The following is a 12,856-nucleotide window of genomic DNA, read 5'->3' as shown; positions in this document are numbered from 1 at the left end:
TCAAAAGCCGCAACCCCCTAGACGCAAGGAGGCGTGATGTCTCTCACGATCCTGTTCATGCCGGAGAGTGCCTACGGGCCGACGAACAACTGCATCGGCATCGGTGACATTCTTCGTAAGCGCGGACATCGAGTCGTTTTCGCAGCTGAGGCCTCCTGGAAGGGGAAATTGGAGGCTCTCGGATTCGAGGAGGACCTGGTCGATCTCGCGCCGCCGTCCGAGGAGGAGCAGGACGCCGGGCAGTTCTGGAAGGACTTCATCAGGGACACCGCCCCCGAATACCGGAAGTCGACCCTGGAGCAGCTGGAGACGGTGACCAAGCCGATCTGGGACGCGCTTATCGACGGCGCCAAGTACTGCGAGCCTCAGCTGAAGGCGATTATCGAGCGCGTCCAGCCGGACGTCATCGTCGAGGACAACGTCATCACCTTCCCGGCGCTGCTGACGGCGGGCAAGCCGTTCGTGCGGATCGTGTCCTGCAACCCGCTGGAGGTGCGCGGCGAGGGCGTCGCGCCGGTCTTCTCCGGGCTGCCCGCCGACGACCGCTCCGAGTGGGGCGCCTTCGAGGCCGAGTACGACCGCACCCACCGCGAGATCTGGACCGCCTTCAACGAGTGGGTCGTCGAGCAGGGCGCCCGCCCGCTGCCGGACCTGGACTTCATCCACGAGGGCGACCTCAACCTGTACGTCTTCCCGGAGATCGCCGACTACACCGACGCCCGGCCGCTGGGCGACTCCTGGCACCGCCTGGACTCCTCGGTGCGCGAGACGGAGGGCGGCTTCGAGCTCCCCGCGTCGCTGGCCGGGCAGGAGGGGCCGCTGGTCTACTTCTCGCTGGGCTCGCTCGGCTCGGCGGACGTCGCCCTCATGCAGCGGGTCATCGACGTGCTGGCCACGACCCCGTACCGCTTCATCGTCTCCATGGGGCCGCTGCACGAGGAGATCAAGCTGGCCGGCAACATGTGGGGCGCCGAGTTCGTGCCGCAGACCAAGATCATCCCGATGGTCGACCTGGTCATCACGCACGGCGGCAACAACACCACCACCGAGGCGCTGCACTTCGGCAAGCCGATGATCCTGCTGCCCCTGTTCTGGGACCAGTACGACAACGCGCAGCGCGTCCACGAGCTCGGCTACGGCGTGCGCCTGGCCACCTACACCTTCTCCGACGAGGAGCTGACCGGCGCGCTGGAGCGGCTCCTGGGCGACACCGCGCTCCGCGAGCGCCTGGCCGCCGCGGGCGAGGAGATCCGCGGCCGGGACGGCCTGCGCAGGGCGGCCGACCTGATCGAGCGGGCCGGCGCCTGACGGCTCCCCGCATCACCACGACGAGGGAAGTTCCATGGGCAAGTTGATCAATCCGGCGACCGGCGACCTGCTGCGGGAGGTGGCCGACACCCCGGTCGAGGAGGTGGCCGCCGCCGTGCGGCGGGCCCGCGCGGCGTTCGAGGAGTGGAGCACGGCGACCCCGGCCGAACGGTCCAGGGTGCTGCTGCGCTTCGCCGACCTCGTCGAGGGCGACGCCGAGGAGCTCACCCGGCTGGAGGTCATCGAGACCGGCAAGCCCGCCGCGGTCTTCCGCGACGGCGAGCTGCCGTTCGCGGCCGACAACCTCCGCTTCTTCGCCGGCGCGGCCCGCTCGCTGGACGGCACCGGCGCGGGAGTGCTCAGCTCCGGCTACACCTCGGTGCTGGTGCGCCGCCCGGTCGGGGTCGTGGGATCGATCGCCCCCTGGAACTTCCCCCTGGTCATGGCGGTGTGGAAGATCGGCCCCGCGCTGGCGGCGGGGAACGCGGTGGTCATCAAGCCCGCCCCGCAGACGCCGGGCACCACGCTCAGGATGGCGCAGCTGTTCTCCCGCGCCGGCGCGCCCGACGGCCTGCTCCAGGTCGTCCTGGGCGACGCCGAGGTGGGGGAGGCCCTCGTCGCCGACCCGGGCGTCGACATGGTGAGCGTCACGGGCTCCACCGCGACGGGCCGCGCCGTCATGCGCGGGGCCACCGGCTCCCTGAAGCGGGTCCACCTGGAACTCGGCGGCAAGGCCCCGGCGCTGGTCTTCGGCGACGCGGACCTGTCGGAGATGGCGAGGGGCGTCGCGATGGGCGCCACCTACAACACCGGTCAGGACTGCACGGCCGCGACCCGCGTCTACATCTCCCGCGACGTGTACGACGAGGCCGTCGAGGCGCTCCACGCGACGCTGGCCCAGATCACGGTGGGCGACCCCTGGGACCCGGCCACCGACATCGGCCCGCTGATCTCCGCCGGGCACCGCGACCGCGTGCACGGCTTCGTCGAGCGCTCCGTCGCCGCGGGCGCCTCCGTGCTGCACGGCGGCGTCCCCCTCGAGGGGCCCGGGTTCTACTATCCGCCGACCCTGGTTTCCGGCGCCGCGCAGAACAGTGAGATCGTTCAGGGTGAGCTTTTCGGTCCGGTCCTTGTGGCACTGCCCTTCGACGGTGAGGACGAGGCGGTACGGCTGGCCAACGACACCCCCTACGGGCTGGCCTCCTCGGTCTGGTCCAGGGACGTGGCGCGGGCACTGCGCGTCTCGCACCGGCTCGACGTGGGCGTGACCTGGGTGAACGACCATCTGCCCATCGCGTCCGAGGCGCCGCACGGCGGGGTCAAGGGAAGTGGCTTCGGCAAGGACATGAGTCAGGAGGCGGTTCAGGAATACTCTGTGACCCGCCATCTGATGATCAAGCACCAGGCTCCGGAGGTGAAGGATTCCTTCCGGCCCGCCTGAAAACTTTGATGCCGCATGTCCCTTTTGAGGGGATATGTCGGTACTTACTCCATTCGAAGTGACATAAAGGATGTGCTCAAATTGCTTCCGCCGCTTCCAAATCCGGCGAGGGGTTACGTAGGCCAGTGATGACACAAGACCGCCGGAGCCACCGCGCGTCAGGGGTGGGCAGTCGACTCCTGCCGGCGAACTGGCGCGTGCGTCCCCGTCTGGTCGCGCTGATCCTGCTCCCGACCGCCGCGGCCGTGCTCCTGACCGGCCTCCAGCTCACCACGGCCCTGTCCACGGCCGACGAGTACCGCCGGATGAGCGAGGTCGCCTCACTGGTCGAGTCGCTCGGCACCCTCTCCCACGAGATGGCCGAGGAACGCGACCTCACCGCCTGGTCCATCGCCGCCAAGACCCGCACCAACCTGGGCAGGGTCAAGGAACAGCGCGAGGTGGTCGACCGGAGCAGGACCCAGACGCTGGCCGCCATGGACGCCCTCGACGCGTCGCAGGCCGCCCGCGTCCGGACCGAGGTGGCCCAGATCCGCCGCTGGCTCAACGGACTCCCGGGCCTGCGCAGGCTGATGACCGACGGAAGCGTGCTCCCCCGGGCGGCCCTCGGCATGTACACGCGGATGATCACCGACTTCATCACCCTCCACGACGACCTGGGCCGCAGCGGCGGCGACGAGCGCCTCATCGGAGACGCGCTCGCGCTGGGCGCGCTGACCCGGGCCAAGGAGCAGGTCGCCAGGCAGCGCGGCACCCTCATGGTCAGCTTCCTGGACCGCAAGTTCGACTTCGACGACCCCGCCGACCTCCTCGGCGCGTACCGGAGCCAGCAGAGCGAGGAGAACGCCTTCAGGGCGACCGCCTCCGCCACCGACATCAAGGGCTTCCGCGACGCGGTCACCGGTCCCAAGGTCGACCAGGCCGACTCCGTGCGCGCTCTCGTCATGTCCCTCATGCGCGAGAACAAGCCGCTGGAGCGGATGGCCGGCCGCACCTGGTCCGCGAGTGCCAACACCTGGTACGGAGCCTCCACCTCGATCGTGGAGGGCATGCGGGCCCTCGAGCGCCGCCTGGCGTCCGCGGTCGTCGCCCGCAGTCAGGAGATGGAGAGCGCCGAGCAGCGCAGCGCCGTGATCTCCGGCGCCTCGATCCTGGTCCTGCTGGTGCTGATCCTGCTCATCACCGCCTGGGTGGCCGGCACGCTCGTCCGGCCGCTGCGCAGGCTGCGCAGCGAGGCGCTCGAAGTGGCCGACACCCGGCTGCCCGAGACCGTCCGGGTGCTGCGGGAGTCCGGCGACCACGCCCCGAACGTCGAGGTGCCCTCCATCGGAGTGGCCTCCCGCGACGAGATCGGGGAAGTGGCCCGGGCCTTCGACGAGGTCCACCGCGAGGCCATCCGGCTCGCCGGCGACGAGGCCCGCCTGCGCAGCAACATCAACGCGATGTTCGTCAACCTCTCCCGCCGCACCCAGTCGCTGGTGGAACGGCAGATCGACCTCATCGACGACCTGGAGCAGGGCGAGCAGGACGAGGGCCGGCTGGGCAGCCTCTTCAAGCTGGACCACCTGGCCACCCGCATGCGCCGCAACTCCGAGAACCTCCTGGTCCTCGCCGGCCAGGAGCAGAGCCGCCGGTGGAGCGAGCCGGTCCCGCTCAGCGACGTGGTCCGCGCCTCGCTGTCGGAGGTCGAGAACTACGAGCGGGTCAACCTCCGGATCGAGTCGGGTATCTCGATCATCGGCCAGGCCGTCAACGACATCGTCCACCTGGTCGCGGAGCTCGTCGAGAACGCGATCTTCTTCTCGCCGCAGGACACCAAGATCACGGTGACCAGCAACGGCAACGAGATGGGCGCCGTCATCCTGGCGGTCACCGACTCCGGCATCGGCATGAGCGACGAGGAACTGGCCGAGGCCAACCGCCGCCTGGCCGAGCCCCCCGCGGTGGACCTGTCGGTCTCCCGCCGGATGGGCCTGTTCGTGGTCGGCCGCCTGGCCATGCGCCACGGCATCAGGGTCCAGCTCAGGCGTCCGGACACCGGCGGCCTCAGTGCCGTCGTGCTCCTGCCGGTGCAGGTGGTGGCCCAGTCCACGATGATGCCCGAGATGGCGATGTCGGCACAGGGCATGCCGTCCGGCTCCTTCGGGGGGCCGGCGGGCTCGTTCGGCTCCATGTCCAGCATGTCCAACATGTCCAACCAGGACTCGTTCGGCACGGTGAACCCCGACCCGTTCGGCTCCGTCCCGAACCCGGACCCGTTCGGGACCGGGATCGGGGCCGGGCGCGGTACCCGGCCGCAGGCCGGTCCCGGGACGCCGCCCGCCCAGGCGCCTCCCCAGGTGCCGGCGCCGACGTCCGCGGACCTGTGGTCCGGGCCCGTGGTGCCCGCCTCCGCGGTGGAGGACCTGTGGTCGTCCCCGCTGGCGTCGACCGCGCCGCCGTCGTTCCCCTCGGCCTGGCCCGACCCGCCCGCGATCGACCCCTGGACGCCGCAGCGGCTGGAACCGATGGAGAACACCCAGGCCCTTCCCGTGGTCGAGGTGCCGCCGACGGAACCGGAGCCCGAGGAGTTCCTGCCGATCTTCGCGGCGGTGGGCTCCGACTGGTTCCGCAGCAGCGCGTCCGTCGCTCCCGAGCCGGAGCCGGAGGCCGCTCCCGAGCCCGTGGCCGAGGTCAGGCCACGGCCGCTGGAGCAGCGGGTCAGGCGGGGTCCGCAGGGGCTGGAGACCCAGAACATCCCGCAGATCACGCATTCCTCGTCACCGCCGCAGCAGTCCCAGCCGCTGCCGCAGCGCACGCCCCAGCAGCAGGCGCAGCCGTTGCCGCAGCGCACGCCCCAGCCGGCGCAGCAGCCCAGGCCGGCCGAGCCGGCGGCCGAGAGGCAGCCGTGGAGCACTCCCTCCGACCAGGGCTGGGCGGCCGCCGAGGTCGCCAAGAAGCCCGTGGAGGGCGGCGTGACAGGCGCGGGCCTTCCCAAGCGGGTGCCCAAGGCGAACCTCGTTCCCGGGGCCGCCTCGGCGGCTCCGGCGGCTCCGGCCCCCCCGATGCCGCCGATCTCGGCGGAACGGGTGCGCAGCCGTCTATCCAGTTTCCAGCAAGGCGTACGGCAGGGACGTGCTGAGATGAGCGAGCGCGCCAACGCCGTCGAGGGAGAGAACCAGCAGTGAACAACCAACTCAGCCAGGCCGCTCGCGGCTTCAACTGGCTGATCACCGAGTTCGTCAAGGAGATGCCCGGAGTGGCGCACGCGGTGATCGTCTCCGCGGACGGGCTCCCGCTGGCCTACTCCCAGGGTTTCCCCAAGGACAGGGCGGACCAGCTCGCCGCGATCACGGCCGGTCTGATCAGTCTCACCCAGGGGGCCTCGCGGGTCTTCGAGGGCGGTCCCGTGGCACAGACGGTGATCGAGATGCAGCGGGGTCTCCTGCTGACCATGTCGATCAGCGATGGTTCCGCGCTGGCCGTGCTGGCCTCGCCGGACTGCGACATGGGCCTCGTGGCCTACCAGATGACATTGCTCGCAGAGCGTGCCGGCCAGGCCCTTACGCCTGCGCTCCGGGCCGAGCTGCAGTCGGTTCAGCGATAGGGGGGTGATATGGACGCACCAGGTTGGCGTGGCCCGGAGGAATCTCTGGGTACGTCCCAGGCCAAGAGCGGGCGAGATCGTTTGATCCGTCCGTATGCTGTGACCGGGGGCAGGACCGCTCCTCGGATGCAGCTGGCTCTCGAGGCGCTGGTCTCCTCGGCGACGTTCGCGGGCGTGGATCCCACCACGCTCTCCACGGAATATCAGGCGATCATCTCGCTGTCCCGGCAGGTGCGCTCGGTTGCCGAGCTCTCCGCCCTGTTGCGCATGCCTCTCGGCGTGACCCGGGTGTTGATCGCGGACATGGCGGCCGAGGGCTTGGTGCAGATCCACCAGCCGTCGCTGGATGCGGGTAAGCCGGATCTCAATTTGCTTGAAAGGGTGCTCAGTGGGCTTCGCAGGCTCTGACGCCGGAATGACGTCGACGAAGATCGTCGTTGCCGGCGGGTTCGGTGTCGGCAAGACGACCTTCGTCGGCGCGGTCTCCGAGATCATGCCGCTGACCACGGAAGCGGTGATGACGGAGGCGAGTGCGGACGTCGACGACCTCTCGCACATTCCGACAAAGCGGACCACCACGGTCGCCATGGACTTCGGCCGGGTCTCGCTGGACCGTGACCTGATCCTGTACCTGTTCGGTACGCCGGGTCAGCACCGGTTCTGGTTCATGTGGGACGACCTCGTGAAGGGCGCGATCGGCGCGATCGTGCTCGTCGACACCCGGCGGCTGGCCGACAGCTTCCCGGCGATCGACTACTTCGAAGAGGCCGGCCTGCCGTTCGTCGTGGCCCTCAACGGGTTCGGCGGATCGCACGTCCACGGTGAGGAGGAGGTGCGGGAGGCTCTGACGATCGCCCCGCACATCCCCATCGTCCGGACCGACGCCCGGTCCCGCGACGCCGTGAAGTCGACCTTGATCACCTTGGTCGAGCACGTTCTCACCCTCCGGGTCTGACGTTCCGGCGCGGGCCTCGTCCTCATCGGGACGAGGCCCGCGCTTTTGACGTTTTCGATGAGACCGGCTTCCGGGGAGACCCTCACTTCTATGCCCGCGCTGCCGACCGGCCTTCCGCGCCGGCATCGAAATCGCCGCATGGGGCGAGCGCGGGGGCGACGACAAGGCCGATGAAGCTCGGCTTGGGGGACGAGCTCGCGGAGGTCGGCGTGCCGACGGGTTCCATGAACTTCACGGACAGGTTCGGCGGAACGATCCTGTCGCTGCCGCGCGGAAGGTTCGCGGGATACAACTGGCCCCAGTACTCCGTGCACCGCGGTGAGCTGCAGATGCTGCTTCTTTCCGCGGTCCGTGGACGGCTCGGCGCCGGTGCCGTCAGGACCGGGCTGCGGCTGGAGGACTTCGAGCAGTACGAGGCCGGGCCCGCGGGACCCGCCGGCGTCACGGTGTCGCTGCGCGACGTGCGGACCGGTGGGCACCTGAAGGAGACGGCCGGTGTCCTCGTGGGCGCGGACGGCATCCACTCGGCCGTGCGTGCCCGGCTGCATCCCGGCGACGGGCCGCTGCTGTGGAACGGGATCCGGATGTGGCGGGGGACGGCCGAGGGGGACCCTTTTCTCGACGGCACCACAATGATCGTCGCGAGACGGGCGAAACGGCGACGGCCGGCGACGCGAGGTTCACGTCACCGGCCGCCGGCCGTCACCACACGGTCTCACGCAGTCCCGTCACCGCGCAGTCCCGTCACACGGGCAGGGCCTCCACGACGGAGGCTCCCTGGGGCAGTTCCACCTGCCGGCTGAGCCGGAAGCCGGAGGCCTCCAGCAGCGCGGCGTACTGGGAGGCGCTGCGCTCCATGCCGTCCCCGAACAGGGCGAGCATGCGCATGTCGATGTCCTTGCTGATGTGCGGCCGGTCGTCGTCGGGCACCACGGCCTCCACCAGTAGCACCCGGCCGTCATCGGAAATGGCCTTACGGACATTGCGCAGAATCTGCACCGAGTCCTCATCGGACCAGTTGTGGATGACGCTGCTCAGCAGATAGGTGTCGCCGCCCTCGGGCACCGAGGCGAAGAAATCGCCGGAGACGAATTTGCACCGGTCTTCAAGAGCGGCCTCGGTGAAGAATCGCCTGGCGTCGTCCACCACCTGTTCCTGGTCGAAAAGAATGCCCGCGACATTTGAATACCTGTTCAAAACGGAGGCCAGGATGTGACCCTTGCCGCCGGCCACGTCCACCAGCGTGCGCACGCCGGAGAAGTCGTAGCGCTCGGCCACCGCGTCCGCGAAAGGCTTGGCCCGGACCACCATGTAGTCGTTGAACAGGGCTCCGGCCTGGGGGTTGGCCTTGAGGTAGCCGTACAGCGGGCCGTACCGCTCGGCGAACCCCGACCTGCCGGTGCGGGCGGTCTGCGGGACCTTGCCCATGCCGTACCAGAAGCCCTCCTCGGAGATCATCCGTACCGCCGGGCGCAGCGAGCCCGGCACGTCGTCGCGGAGGGTTGCTCCGGCCTCGGTCAGCTCGTACACGCCGGGCCGTACCGTCGCGACGATGCCCATGGAGGCGAGTTCGCGCAGCACCCTGCCGAGCGCGGGCGCGTCGGCGCCGCAGCGCCGCGCGAGCTCGTCGACGTCCAGGGGCCCGTCGCGCAGGTGGTCGGCGCAGCCGAGCTCGGCCATCGTCGCGAGGGCGGCGAAGCGGGAGACGCCGCCGATCGCGTCCCAGACCGGTGCCTGTGGGTTGCTCATGGAGATCCTCTCTGTGTGGCGTGCGGATCCGTGAGGGGGACCGGCACGCCAGGGTCGGGCGTCCACGCCGGAGCGCCGGCGCGCCCGGGCGGGGGGCGCGCCGGTTCCGGCGGGTGTTCTTCACGGCACCGTGAGCCGGGCCCGTCAGGGGTCCGCGGGCGTTCCCGCCGCGGTCCGGGACCGTGAGCCGGGGCGGGGGCCGGTGCCGGGGACGGGGCGGGCCGGGCTCAGCGGGCCGGGCTCAGCGGGTCGGGGTGGACGGGCTGGGGATGCCGCGCACCAGGCGGCCGACCTCGGCGCGCAGGTGCACGAAGTCGGGGTGCTCGCGGGTGGTGATCTGGTCGCGCGGTCCCGGCAGGTCCACGCGCAGGTCGCCCACGATTCCGGCGGGGGCCTTGGACAGGACCACGACACGGTCACCGACGTAGACGCTCTCGTCGATGTCGTGGGTGATCAGCACGATGGTCATGTTGTGCAGGCCGCGGACCCGCAGGGTCAGGTCCTCCAGGTCCTCGCGGGTCTGGGCGTCGACGGAACCGAACGGCTCGTCCATCAGCAGCAGCGCCGGACGGTAGGCCAGCGCGCGGGCGATGGACACCCGCTGCTGCATGCCGCCGGACAGCTGCCACGGGTACTTGGCCGCGGCGCCCTGCAGCCCGACCTCCTCCAGCGCCTCCAGCGCGGACTCCCTGCGCCGCTGCTTGTCCAGACCCCTGCGGCGCAGCGGGAGCGAGACGTTGTCGGCCACCGACATCCAGGGGAACAGGGAGCGGCTGTAGTCCTGGAACACCACGGCCAGGTTGTCGGGTGTCTGCTCGACCCGGGTGCCGTTGAGCGTGACCTGGCCGCCGCTGGGCCGGATCAGCCCCGCGATGGAGCGCAGCAGGGTGGACTTGCCGCACCCGGAGGGGCCGACGACGCACACCAGCTCGCCCTGGGCGACCTTCAGGTCGATGCCGCCCAGCGCGTTGTGCGCGGTCGGCCCGCTGCCGTAGGTATGGGACAGGTTCGTGATTTCGAGCACAGCAGGTCCTCAGGTCGTCTGCTTGGCGGATCGGTGCCAGGACAGGACACGTCGCTCGGCCGCCAGGAACGCCGAGTTGAACGCGTATCCCAGGACGCCGAGCACCACGATGGTCGCCCACACACCGGGGAAGTCGTACGACCTCTGGGCGTCCAGGAGCTGGTAGCCGATCCCGTCGGTGCTGCCGATCAGCTCGGAGAGCACCATGAGGATCAGCGCCAGCGACAGGCTGACCCGGAGCCCGGCGAAGATCTTCGGCATGGCCGAGGGCAGGATGATCCGGAACAGCCGCTCGCGGCCCGTCAGCCCGAAGACGCTCGCGGTGTCCAGGTGCTGGCGGTCGACGTGCCTGGCGCCGTCGCACGCGTTGATCAGGACCGGCCAGACGATGCCGAACGCGATGAAGTTGATCTGCATCCGCGGGCCGATGGCGAACAGTGCCAGGAACAACGCCAGCAGCATGGGCGGGGGAATGGCGCGGGCGAACTGCACCAGGGGGTCGACGAGGCGGAAGAGCAGCGGGGAGCGGCCCAGGGCGACCCCGAGCGCGATCCCGACGACCCCGGCCAGCACCCACCCGGCCAGCAGCCGTCCGACGCTCGCGGGGATGTTCTCCAGCGCCGCGTCGGTGAGCCAGAGCCGCTCCGCGGGGCCGGTCAGCCACAGCGTGTACGCGCTGGCCGCGATCTGCGACGGGGGCGGGAAGCCCAGCGCCTCCAGGTGGCGGGTGAGCAACTCCCACAGCGCCACGACGGCCGCGACCGGCCACAGCCGGCCGATGACGCGCATCGCGCCGCGCATCACACCACCTCCGTACGGGCGGTGTGCCAGCGGAAGAGCCGCCGCTCCGCGGACACGAACAGGCCGTTGGTGACCAGGCCGATGACGCCGGCCCATATGGCGGCGGCGATGACGTACTCCGTCGCGTCCACGCCGCCCGCGCTCTCCAGGACGTAGCTGCCGATGCCGTCGGCGCCGCCGCCGAGCAGCTCCGCGCTGATCGCCACGATGAGCGCGATCGCCGACGCCAGCCGGACGCCGGTGGCGATGAAGGGCGCGGTGCTCGGCAGGGAGACCCGCCACAGCACGGCCGGCCTGCCGAACCCGAAGCTGCGGAGCGTCTCCTTGGCCAGGGGGTCGACGTCCTTGAGGCCGTACATCGTGTTGATCAGGATGGGCCAGGTCGCCGCGTAGACGACCAGGGTGACCTTCATGTCGAACCTGTCGGAGAACACGACGAGGGCCAGCGGGATCAGCGCGATCGACGGGATCGGGCGCAGGAACTCCACGATCGGCCGCAGCGCGCTCTCCACGCGGGGCAGGGTGCCGAGCAGGAACCCCAGGGGCACCGCGATCACGACCGTGATCAGCAGCCCGGTCGCCCACACGCCGAGGGTCGAGACGACGTCGGAGAGGAACTCCCCGTCCACCACGAGAGCGGCCGCCCGGCCGAGCACCGTGGAGATCAGCGGGAACGCGAGCGGGTCGATCAGCCCGGTCCGGCCCGCGGCCTCCAGGACGCAGAACAGCCCCGCGACGCCGAGGGCGCCGCAGAGCAGTCTGCTGTCGAGCGGGTTGCGTCTTGTCACCCGAGGTTTCCGGGGAGGATGGTCTTGGCCTCGATCGGGCTCGTGAGGTAACCCTGCTCCAGCATGAGGTCGGCGACCCGCTGCAGGCGGGTCTCGTCAAGGCTGGTGGGGAAGGCGCCGAGCGTGATGACGGCCGCGGTCGCCGCGTCGATCTGGGTGTAGTCCGGCAGGATCTCCTCGACGGCCTTGCGGTCGGTCGCGGCGATCTGCTGGGCCTTGGCGATCGCGCGCTGGAAGGCGGCGACCGTCTTGGGGTTCTCGGTGGCGAACTTCTCGGTGACGGCCACGCCCGCGATGGGGAAGTCGGCGGTGGAGTCGACCATCGTGTCGGCGAGCTTCTGGGCGCCGATCTTCTTCTGCGCCGCGGTCAGGGCCGGCTCCGTCATCCAGGCGGCGTCGACGGTCTTGTTGGCCAGCTGGGCCCCCATCTCGGGGAAGGAGAACTCGACGAACTCCACGTCCTTCTCGGTGAGGCCGTGCGTCTTGAGCACCGTCGTCACCGCCAGGGTGCCGATGTTCTGCTTGCTGTTGACCGCGATCTTCTTGCCCTTGAGGTTCGCGGGCGTCTTGATCCCGGAGTCCTTCGGCACCATGAGGTTGAACGAGTTCGGGGCGGCCTGGTAGAGGTCAGAGATGATCTTCATCTTCTGGCCCCTGGAGACCGCCAGGAAGGCCGAGACGTAGTTCGTCTGCGTGGCGTCGAAGGTGCCGCCCATGAGACCCAGCTGGGCCTGGGCGCCGCCGGCCACCGGCTCGATCTCGACGGTGAGCCCCTCATCCTTGAAGAAGCCCCGCTTCTTGGCGATGTAGAGCGCCGCGGAGTCGGGGATCGGCAGGGCCCCCATCTTGATGGTGGCCTTCTCCAGGCCACCCGCGTTCGCGGCGGTGGTGGGGCCGGCGGGGGTCTCAGAGCTTCCGCAGGCGCTCAGCGCGAGGGCGGCGGCCACTCCCGCGATGACGGCCCGGCTCGCAAGTTTGAACCTCATGGGTCTCCTTAGCTGCGTTTGACCGCCCCTGCCGGAACTCGCGGTGACTCATCGGGCGACATGGAGGGGGTCCCGGGAGGCATGTTGGTCAAGGGGGGTATGCCGACCGCCGATCAGAGTAGCGGAGGAGATCAGTCAAATTACAAATATTGCCTCTTCCGCCCCTAAGCCACAAAACGGTCACAGGGCTCCCGCTTGCCCCACTCGTATCAATCGCC

The 12,856-nt window shown here is 70.1% G+C and carries 12 protein-coding genes; 7 read left to right on the top strand and 5 right to left on the bottom strand.

What is annotated here, in order from left to right:
* The first annotated feature begins 36 nt into the window (after positions 1 to 36).
* The 7 genes from AB0G15_RS18125 to AB0G15_RS18095 all read left to right on the top strand — a co-directional run bounded on the left by AB0G15_RS18125 (position 37) and on the right by AB0G15_RS18095 (position 8,093).
* Complete coding sequence (locus AB0G15_RS18125) at positions 37 to 1,308, top strand: glycosyltransferase (protein ID WP_362840747.1); 1,272 nt, start codon at positions 37 to 39, stop codon at positions 1,306 to 1,308.
* 34 nt (positions 1,309 to 1,342) lie between these two features.
* Positions 1,343 to 2,749 carry an aminobutyraldehyde dehydrogenase gene (locus AB0G15_RS18120; protein ID WP_362840745.1) on the top strand — a complete coding sequence of 469 codons (1,407 nt, stop codon included), beginning with the start codon at positions 1,343 to 1,345 and terminating at the stop codon, positions 2,747 to 2,749.
* Between the two features lie 197 nt (positions 2,750 to 2,946).
* Positions 2,947 to 5,916, top strand: a complete 2,970-nt coding sequence (locus tag AB0G15_RS18115; RefSeq protein WP_362840743.1) for a nitrate- and nitrite sensing domain-containing protein — start codon at positions 2,947 to 2,949, stop codon at positions 5,914 to 5,916.
* A complete protein-coding gene (locus AB0G15_RS18110) occupies positions 5,913 to 6,335 on the top strand; it encodes a roadblock/LC7 domain-containing protein (protein WP_030906232.1) in 423 nt (140 codons plus the stop codon). Before AB0G15_RS18115 ends, AB0G15_RS18110 begins: the two co-directional genes overlap by 4 nt.
* 9 nt (positions 6,336 to 6,344) lie before the next feature.
* On the top strand, positions 6,345 to 6,743 hold the full coding sequence (locus AB0G15_RS18105) for a DUF742 domain-containing protein (protein WP_362680287.1): 399 nt from the start codon (positions 6,345 to 6,347) through the stop codon (positions 6,741 to 6,743).
* A gap of 7 nt (positions 6,744 to 6,750) precedes the next feature.
* On the top strand, positions 6,751 to 7,290 hold the full coding sequence (locus tag AB0G15_RS18100) for an ATP/GTP-binding protein (RefSeq protein WP_362840741.1): 540 nt from the start codon (positions 6,751 to 6,753) through the stop codon (positions 7,288 to 7,290).
* Positions 7,291 to 7,460: 170 nt separating this feature from the next.
* Positions 7,461 to 8,093 carry an FAD-dependent monooxygenase gene (locus AB0G15_RS18095; RefSeq protein ID WP_362840738.1) on the top strand — a complete coding sequence of 211 codons (633 nt, stop codon included), beginning with the start codon at positions 7,461 to 7,463 and terminating at the stop codon, positions 8,091 to 8,093.
* Here AB0G15_RS18095 and AB0G15_RS18090 read toward each other — a convergent pair.
* The 5 genes from AB0G15_RS18090 to AB0G15_RS18070 all read right to left on the bottom strand — a co-directional run bounded on the left by AB0G15_RS18090 (position 8,035) and on the right by AB0G15_RS18070 (position 12,638).
* On the bottom strand, positions 8,035 to 9,039 hold the full coding sequence (locus AB0G15_RS18090; protein WP_362840735.1) for a methyltransferase: 1,005 nt from the start codon (positions 9,037 to 9,039) through the stop codon (positions 8,035 to 8,037). The two genes, AB0G15_RS18095 and AB0G15_RS18090, sit on opposite strands and share 59 nt — an antisense overlap.
* 241 nt (positions 9,040 to 9,280) lie before the next feature.
* Positions 9,281 to 10,063, bottom strand: coding sequence for an ABC transporter ATP-binding protein (locus AB0G15_RS18085; RefSeq protein ID WP_362840732.1), 783 nt, complete (start codon positions 10,061 to 10,063; stop codon positions 9,281 to 9,283).
* 9 nt (positions 10,064 to 10,072) lie between these two features.
* Positions 10,073 to 10,864 (bottom strand): ABC transporter permease, encoded by a 792-nt coding sequence (locus tag AB0G15_RS18080; RefSeq protein ID WP_362840729.1) that lies wholly within the window; start codon positions 10,862 to 10,864, stop codon positions 10,073 to 10,075.
* Positions 10,864 to 11,652 (bottom strand): ABC transporter permease, encoded by a 789-nt coding sequence (locus tag AB0G15_RS18075; protein WP_362840726.1) that lies wholly within the window; start codon positions 11,650 to 11,652, stop codon positions 10,864 to 10,866. Before AB0G15_RS18075 ends, AB0G15_RS18080 begins: the two co-directional genes overlap by 1 nt.
* Positions 11,649 to 12,638, bottom strand: a complete 990-nt coding sequence (locus AB0G15_RS18070) for an ABC transporter substrate-binding protein (RefSeq protein WP_362840723.1) — start codon at positions 12,636 to 12,638, stop codon at positions 11,649 to 11,651. Before AB0G15_RS18070 ends, AB0G15_RS18075 begins: the two co-directional genes overlap by 4 nt.
* Positions 12,639 to 12,856: the final 218 nt, after the last annotated feature.

This window comes from Streptosporangium sp. NPDC023825 (assembly GCF_040639575.1).
Classification (GTDB): domain Bacteria; phylum Actinomycetota; class Actinomycetes; order Streptosporangiales; family Streptosporangiaceae; genus Streptosporangium.
The sequence above is the reverse complement of the archived record's forward strand: the minus strand, read 5'-3'. Positions and strand labels throughout refer to the sequence as shown.

What these genes read in the sequence shown, in the direction of transcription:
- AB0G15_RS18095 (WP_362840738.1), top strand. Translation starts at nt 7,461, where the DNA reads ATGAAGCTCGGCTTGGGGGACGAGCTCGCGGAGGTCGGCGTGCCGACG.
- AB0G15_RS18125 (WP_362840747.1), top strand. Translation starts at nt 37, where the DNA reads ATGTCTCTCACGATCCTGTTCATGCCGGAGAGTGCCTACGGGCCGACG.
- AB0G15_RS18070 (WP_362840723.1), bottom strand. Translation starts at nt 12,638, where the DNA reads ATGAGGTTCAAACTTGCGAGCCGGGCCGTCATCGCGGGAGTGGCCGCC.
- AB0G15_RS18080 (WP_362840729.1), bottom strand. Translation starts at nt 10,864, where the DNA reads ATGCGCGGCGCGATGCGCGTCATCGGCCGGCTGTGGCCGGTCGCGGCC.
- AB0G15_RS18105 (WP_362680287.1), top strand. Translation starts at nt 6,345, where the DNA reads ATGGACGCACCAGGTTGGCGTGGCCCGGAGGAATCTCTGGGTACGTCC.
- AB0G15_RS18090 (WP_362840735.1), bottom strand. Translation starts at nt 9,039, where the DNA reads ATGAGCAACCCACAGGCACCGGTCTGGGACGCGATCGGCGGCGTCTCC.
- AB0G15_RS18120 (WP_362840745.1), top strand. Translation starts at nt 1,343, where the DNA reads ATGGGCAAGTTGATCAATCCGGCGACCGGCGACCTGCTGCGGGAGGTG.
- AB0G15_RS18100 (WP_362840741.1), top strand. Translation starts at nt 6,751, where the DNA reads ATGACGTCGACGAAGATCGTCGTTGCCGGCGGGTTCGGTGTCGGCAAG.